The organism is Porphyromonas sp. CAG:1061, assembly GCF_000435035.1.
In the GTDB taxonomy this organism is placed as follows: domain Bacteria; phylum Bacteroidota; class Bacteroidia; order Bacteroidales; family Porphyromonadaceae; genus Porphyromonas_A; species Porphyromonas_A somerae.
Genome location: NZ_HF988832.1, coordinates 8684 through 15021 on the forward strand (window position 1 = coordinate 8684; position 6338 = coordinate 15021).

The following is a 6338-nucleotide window of genomic DNA, read 5'->3' on the forward strand; positions in this document are numbered from 1 at the left end:
TTCGGTGGTTCGAATCCATCACTGCCCACTTTATATTCTTTTTAATATTTCCATATAATTAAAGCGTTAGCAACATACCCTTTAGCAGGCTCCTCAGTGAGGAGATGCATTTGGAGATATTCTAAGTAGGCTAACGCATATATTGTTTTTTTATGGCACAAAGTTATACACTCTTTGAGCTCAATGCTCTAAGTGATGATGAACTCAATAAAGTCGCTGAGGAGCTAGGGACTAAGGGACGTTTGCCTAAGATTTCTCGGCAGGAACTTGTCTATCAAATCCTAGACGAACAGGCCAATCAGTCGGCTCAGCAAATGGCTGGCGGGCGAAAGAAAGCAACCACAAAGGCAAAGGCTACCAAGTCGTCCCCTAAGAAAGCTACTGCAAAAAAGGCAACTCCAGAAAAGAAGGAAGAGCCTGATAAGGCAGAAGCCATTGCAAAGGCCAAGGCAGCAACTGCCACCAATCGTCGTAGAACAGCCAACAAGGAAGAGGAAGCTGATACCAAGGAGGGGGCTAAGGAAAATAAGCCTACTCGTCGCCGTGGTAGACCTACGAAGGCAGAGCAAGAGGCGGCTAAGAAGGAGGAGACTGCTAAGAAGTCTGAGGCGCAACCTAAGAAGACTGACAACTCTGATGATAAGGCCAAGGCTCCTAAGGAGGAGGCTAAGCCCGCTGCAAAGCATGAGCCTCAGGTATTTGTCAATAAGAATGCCAGCAATTCGGTACTCACCGATATGATGGGGATGATTGCCCCTAATCAACCTAAAAAGGAGGAGAAGAAGGGTGCTCCAGCTAAGGAAGAGGAGACGACTCAGCCTAAGCAAGCATCACAGCAAAAAGCTACCCAGACAGATAATAATCAGCAACAGCCAAAGAAGCCACAGGGCAACCCAGCTCAGAACAATAATAATCATCAGGGCAATAATAACCAGAATCGTCAGCCACAGGCAGAGCCACAACCAGCGAAGCCTACCTACGACTTCAAGGATACCCTTCATAGCACTGGTGTACTAGAGGTATTGCCCGATGGATACGGTTTTATTCGCTCCAGCGACTACAACTATCTATCCTCCCCCGATGATGTCTATGTGTCTCAGTCGCAAATCAAGTCGTATGGGCTTAAGACTGGCGATGTCATTGAGGCGATCATTACTCCGCCGAGGGATAAGGATAAGTACTTCCCAATGAAGAGCTTGGTGCGTCTCAATGGTTGCGACCCTAAGCAGGTGCGTGACCGAGTACCTTTTGACCATCTAACCCCTCTCTTCCCTACTGAGAAGTTCAAGTTGGAAGCACCTACTGCCTCCAAGGTTTATGATAAGGTTGGCGTGAGAATTGTAGATCTCTTCTCCCCTATTGGCAAGGGGCAACGTGGTTTGATCGTAGCACAGCCTAAGACTGGTAAGACAATGCTCCTAAAGGACATTGCCAATGCGATTGCCCATAACCACCCCGAGGTCTATATGATTGTCCTACTGATTGATGAGCGACCTGAGGAGGTGACAGATATGGCACGCAATGTAGATGCCGAGGTGATTGCTTCGACCTTTGATGAGCCAGTAGAGCAGCATGTGAAGATTGCCGATATTGTCCTACAGAAGGCTAAGCGATTGGTAGAGTGCGGTCACGATGTGGTCATCTTGCTCGACTCCATTACCCGCCTTGCTCGTGCCTACAATACCGTTCAGCCAGCTTCCGGAAAGGTACTATCGGGTGGTGTTGATGCCAATGCGTTGCAGAAGCCTAAGCGTTTCTTCGGTGCAGCTCGTAATATCGAGGGAGGCGGAAGTCTCACCATTCTTGCTACCGCACTTACTGAGACCGGATCCAAGATGGATGATGTGATCTTCGAGGAGTTCAAGGGAACAGGTAATATGGAGCTACAGCTCGATCGTAAGCTCTCCAATAAGCGCATCTTCCCAGCAGTGGATCTGCAGAGCTCTAGTACTCGTCGTGACGACCTACTTCAGGATCAAGAAACCCTCAATCGTATGTGGGTGCTTCGCCGTCATATCAATGATATGACCTCTCTCGAAGCCATGGAGCTCATCAAGTCACGTATGGAGAATACGGTAGATAATATCGAGTTCTTAGCCTCCATGAATAGCTAAACCATGTCACGAATCAATATACTTAAAGAGGTATTGAAGTATTTAATCGTACTTCAATGCCTCTTTTCTTTTACCCCCTCCTCTGCGGGGGATAGCATCGTCGGGCTGGTAGATATCCAGCAGGTAGACCCCACTATTCAGGTAGAGCTGATGTACGCCTCTACCGATAACTTTGTAGGCGTAGATATGTATGGCGAGTGGACTACCGCCTACCTCCTCCCCCATATCGCTGAAAAGCTAAAGCAGGTGCAGGCTCGTCTCAAGAAGGATTGGGGCGAGGAGTACTCCCTATTGATCTGCGATGCAGCTCGCCCTCTGAGTGTTCAAAAAAAGATGTACAATACCGTGCGAGGAACCAAATATCAAGGGTATGTGGCATCGCCAGCCAATGGCGGAGGAAGGCACAACTATGGTGCGGCTGTAGACCTTACCATCATCAATACCAAGACAGGAGAGCGAGTGGATATGGGTAGCCCAGTAGACCATTTTGGCATCCGTAGCCATACCGATAAGGAGGAGGAGTTGCTACGGAAGGGATTGATCTCTAAAGAGGCCTACAACCACCGCCGCTACCTCACCAAGCAGATGAATGCGGTAGGACTACGCAATATACGCAAAGAGTGGTGGCACTTTGAGGAGCGTATTTCTATCAAAGAGGTACGAAGTCGCTACCGCCTTATTCAGTAACCATATTTGAGTCTAGGACGGCATTCGCTCGGAGAAGCGTATTCTTGAGATACTTGTACTCCTCCACAAATTGGGGTTGAAAGTAATCTTTAGCAATGAGGTGGTCAATCTTCTCAGGGCTATAGAAGTGTCCTCTCATATTGAGTGTTGTCTCATAGTTATACCCCCTAAGGTTGAGCACAAATAGATAGACTACACGCTCATTTTCTGGTGTGGGGTGGTAGCCGTACTTGAGCAGAAACCGAGGCGTCTCCTTCAACTTTAATCCGATAGAGCAGTACGCCCTATGGATCGCCTCTTCAGGTGTTTCCCCAGGATTAACACAAGTGGTCAGCGGATGGTCCCGGTAGATCGTTGCGTGGCAAGGAGCCTCCTTATCCTCCACAAAGCAACCAGTGTAGGGCCTTTTCGTTAGCCATAATTCATTGCCTCGTACAATCGCCATCCGCACCAAGGGAGTGCCGATGGGACAGCAAAAGGATTGCTTCCAGCAGATCGATGCCTTGTGCACCCGAACTTGATGAAGCACCGCTCCTATTATGATGAGTGGCATTGGTGCCCACTCCGACCAACCGAATCTATGAAGACCCAAAAGGCAAATGAGCATATACCCAAGGCTCCCGATACCAAATAGCCGGGCACTAAAGAGCCACTCCTCAATGCTGAGAGGGTTCTCCCGTGCCAAAGTCTCCTCAATCCGCCACAGCCATCCAGACGAAAGTGCCATAGAGAGCAAGCTCCAATAGAGGTGCCACTGAGGCACTAAATAGAAACTCACCACCGTACTTAATAGCAGTGCCAAGACAGGTAGAAAGAGCGTTATTCGCCAAGAGTGCCGATGACGCTGAGTGCCACGTACAAAGAGCAGAAGCACTCCGATGCATAGGAGCACCCAGCCTACCACTACCCCTTTGCCCCACGTATCGACTATGGGCAGGCCAAAAGGAAGTAAGTAGGCGAGCCAAAGTAGGGAAGGATTATCCTCCCCTAGCCATTGTCGTATTTTATTCTCTACATACCGCTTCATACTCTTTAAACAGATAGAGCCCCCCAATGGTTGAGTGGTACGGTACCTAGGATGTTCAAGCTTTGGCTGTTGAAAATGTCTAATACAGATCTGACCGTGGATATGCAACCCCTTCGGGGTAGCGTGCTTGTGCTGGCTCCAGTGCCCAAGCTTCACCTTCAGACTCGCTACCGCTCGTCTTCAGGGGGAAGCTCGGGTTATTAGGCCGTGCAACCCCTTCGGGGTATTCTTTCTTTTGGGTGCCTTATCAAGACGAGACGGACGTTTAGGTGATTGTAATGGACTTCTTCCAAGGTCCTTCCGATAAATTCCGAGCTTCTGATAGTCGCTTTTAGGAGATTTGTAACTATCTGATATACAATATGCTATAAAAGCGAAAGTTTAGTTGCAACTAAGCGATCGCCGAGATGCAACTAAGCAAACGGCGAGATGCAACTAAGCAATCGCTGAGATGCAACTAAACTTTTGCCCTGCTACAGTTAGGGTTGAACTTCCATACGTGAAAGTGTATATGCAGGGGTTATGCATTAGAAAAATCAACTTAAGTTACTTTCCGTATAGGTATTCCTTGTACTAGACAAGCAGGTAAGGACCTCGGAGAGGTCCGATTTGTCGTAGCCCCCTGTCGGAGGGGCGTTAGCCCCGAACGACTGGGGGGTTATAGGTGACACGTATATATTCGACCCCTTGTGGGTCGGACTACCGATTCTAGGATTAAAGAATGGTTCGTCCAACACGCAAGGGGTCGTAGGGTGGGGGTGGTTGCTTGCTTACTACATTCTATCGATGACGGATCCGAGGGCACCCTTTCCTTGGTACTTTTGCTTAGTTGCATTGAAGCGGTAGGCAATGGTAAATGTTACTCTTGGCATCACCCTTTGCGTGGTGGTCAACTCTGTGTACTTAGTTACCAACCTTACTTTCATAGGTGTAAAGGTGAAGTTGTTGAGCGCAAAAGTTGTGGTGAGTGCATTATCTTTTAGCCACCGCTTGGAGATTTCCATATTGAGAAATGCTTGAGCACCAATTATATCAAGATTGTCTTGACTTCCACCAGCAGGTAGATAGTTTAGATTGGCAGTGATGGTCAGCTCCTTGGGCAGGGTGAATTGATTTTGCCAATTGAGGTATATGAAGGGTTTACGATTGGTGATGGTCTCCTCGAAGTGCTGGAGGTCGTATCCAATCAACTTCATACCACCCACTGTGAAGGTGGGTTGCCACCACTTCACTCGAGGACTAAGGACTAGGGCACCTCCCAATGTGCTGTAGGGTGCAGCATTGATATGCTTCAGAACGGTCTTGTATGGTAGAAGCTTGGTAGGATCGGATGGATCCTTCATTGGTTGTGTCTCTTGCGTTAGAGAATTGACTTTGTACTCGTGCGTAAGCATCAGTGTCACCCAGCTCTTATTGAGCATCAGCTGAGTAGTATAGGAGAGTCCTGGCTTGAGGTTGGGGTCACCCACCTGATATTCATATTCGGATAAATACTGATAGCCTGGCTGTAGTCTCCAGAAGTTCGGCCGATTGATCTGGCTTCTAAAGGATAGCTGTGTATTGACTCCCCACAGTTGTCCACCAAAGGAGAGGGTAGGGAATAGGTTGGTCTTGATATAATCCTTGATCTCTATTGCCTGATTATCGTAGCGGTTGCGTACATGCTCCATACGTAGACCTGCTGTGAGCATAATCTTTTGGGCGATGGCATGGCTATACTCGGCATAAAGCACATAGGTTTGCTCCTTGAGAGTGCTATTGAGGTCGGGGAGTTTGAGCTCTGGGTCACTATAGTTGAAGAAACTATTATTGGCCCACGAGTATCCACCCCCTACATTCAGCGAACCGCCCCAGAGAGGTCCATCGATATCTAGTCTAGCGCCAGCAGATTGGTACTTATCTCCGCTCCTTCCTTTCAACGCCTTTAATTCGTATGCCTCGGTGTAGCCTCTCTTTGTTGTAGTTGCCTTTTCAGACTTTGTACTTTCGTAGTAGTCTATATCTATCTGCGTTTTCCATTGGCCTATTTTACGCAAATAGTAGAGGCTTGGGCGGTGTGCATAGATCCAAGGCTTTGATTCTTCTGTAAAGCTATACAAGGGTTTATTCTGCTGTAGCGAACTGATGAGTTTACCTTCACTAGTTGAAAAATCGTTATCAGCACTCAATCGATATTGTACTCCAGCACTTTGCAGGTCGTCGGAATAATTGACACCGAATGTAAAGTTGTGGTCGTTCCCCCAAAACTTTGAAACCATACTTGTGGTATTAGTCCACTTGTCTTGCCCGATTTTGCCAATAAATGTGGCATCGTCGGTGATATTGATTCCTCTCCAATTGCCATTCCAGCTGTTAACAAAGAAATCCCAATTATCCTTGCGGTAGTTGAAAGAGAAGTAGGTGCCATAGTCCATTTTACACCCCTTGACCTTTGATGGTCTAACTTCAAGGTATCCGCTGAGTCCCGAGCCGGGTTCGCGGCGGGTGTATATTTTGATGACGGCACCGAC

General features: G+C 47.9%; 4 protein-coding genes. 2 read left to right on the forward strand and 2 right to left on the reverse strand.

Annotation, left to right across the window (positions count from 1 at the left end; translation table 11 throughout):
* Positions 1 to 152: 152 nt before the first annotated feature.
* Together rho and QVO39_RS00595 are read left to right on the forward strand one after the other, a co-directional pair.
* Positions 153 to 2114 (forward strand): transcription termination factor Rho, encoded by a 1962-nt coding sequence (gene rho / locus QVO39_RS00590; protein ID WP_021902568.1) that lies wholly within the window; start codon positions 153 to 155, stop codon positions 2112 to 2114.
* Between the two features lie 3 nt (positions 2115 to 2117).
* Positions 2118 to 2801: a M15 family metallopeptidase gene (locus QVO39_RS00595; RefSeq protein WP_021902569.1), complete on the forward strand. Its 684-nt coding sequence runs from the start codon at positions 2118 to 2120 to the stop codon at positions 2799 to 2801.
* Here QVO39_RS00595 and QVO39_RS00600 read toward each other — a convergent pair.
* Together QVO39_RS00600 and QVO39_RS00605 are read right to left on the reverse strand one after the other, a co-directional pair.
* Positions 2791 to 3828, reverse strand: a complete 1038-nt coding sequence (locus tag QVO39_RS00600) for a hypothetical protein (RefSeq protein ID WP_021902570.1) — start codon at positions 3826 to 3828, stop codon at positions 2791 to 2793. The two genes, QVO39_RS00595 and QVO39_RS00600, sit on opposite strands and share 11 nt — an antisense overlap.
* A 773-nt stretch (positions 3829 to 4601) precedes the next feature.
* Positions 4602 to 6338: TonB-dependent receptor domain-containing protein (locus tag QVO39_RS00605; protein ID WP_288171237.1), on the reverse strand; the 1737-nt coding region annotated here is incomplete at its 5' end.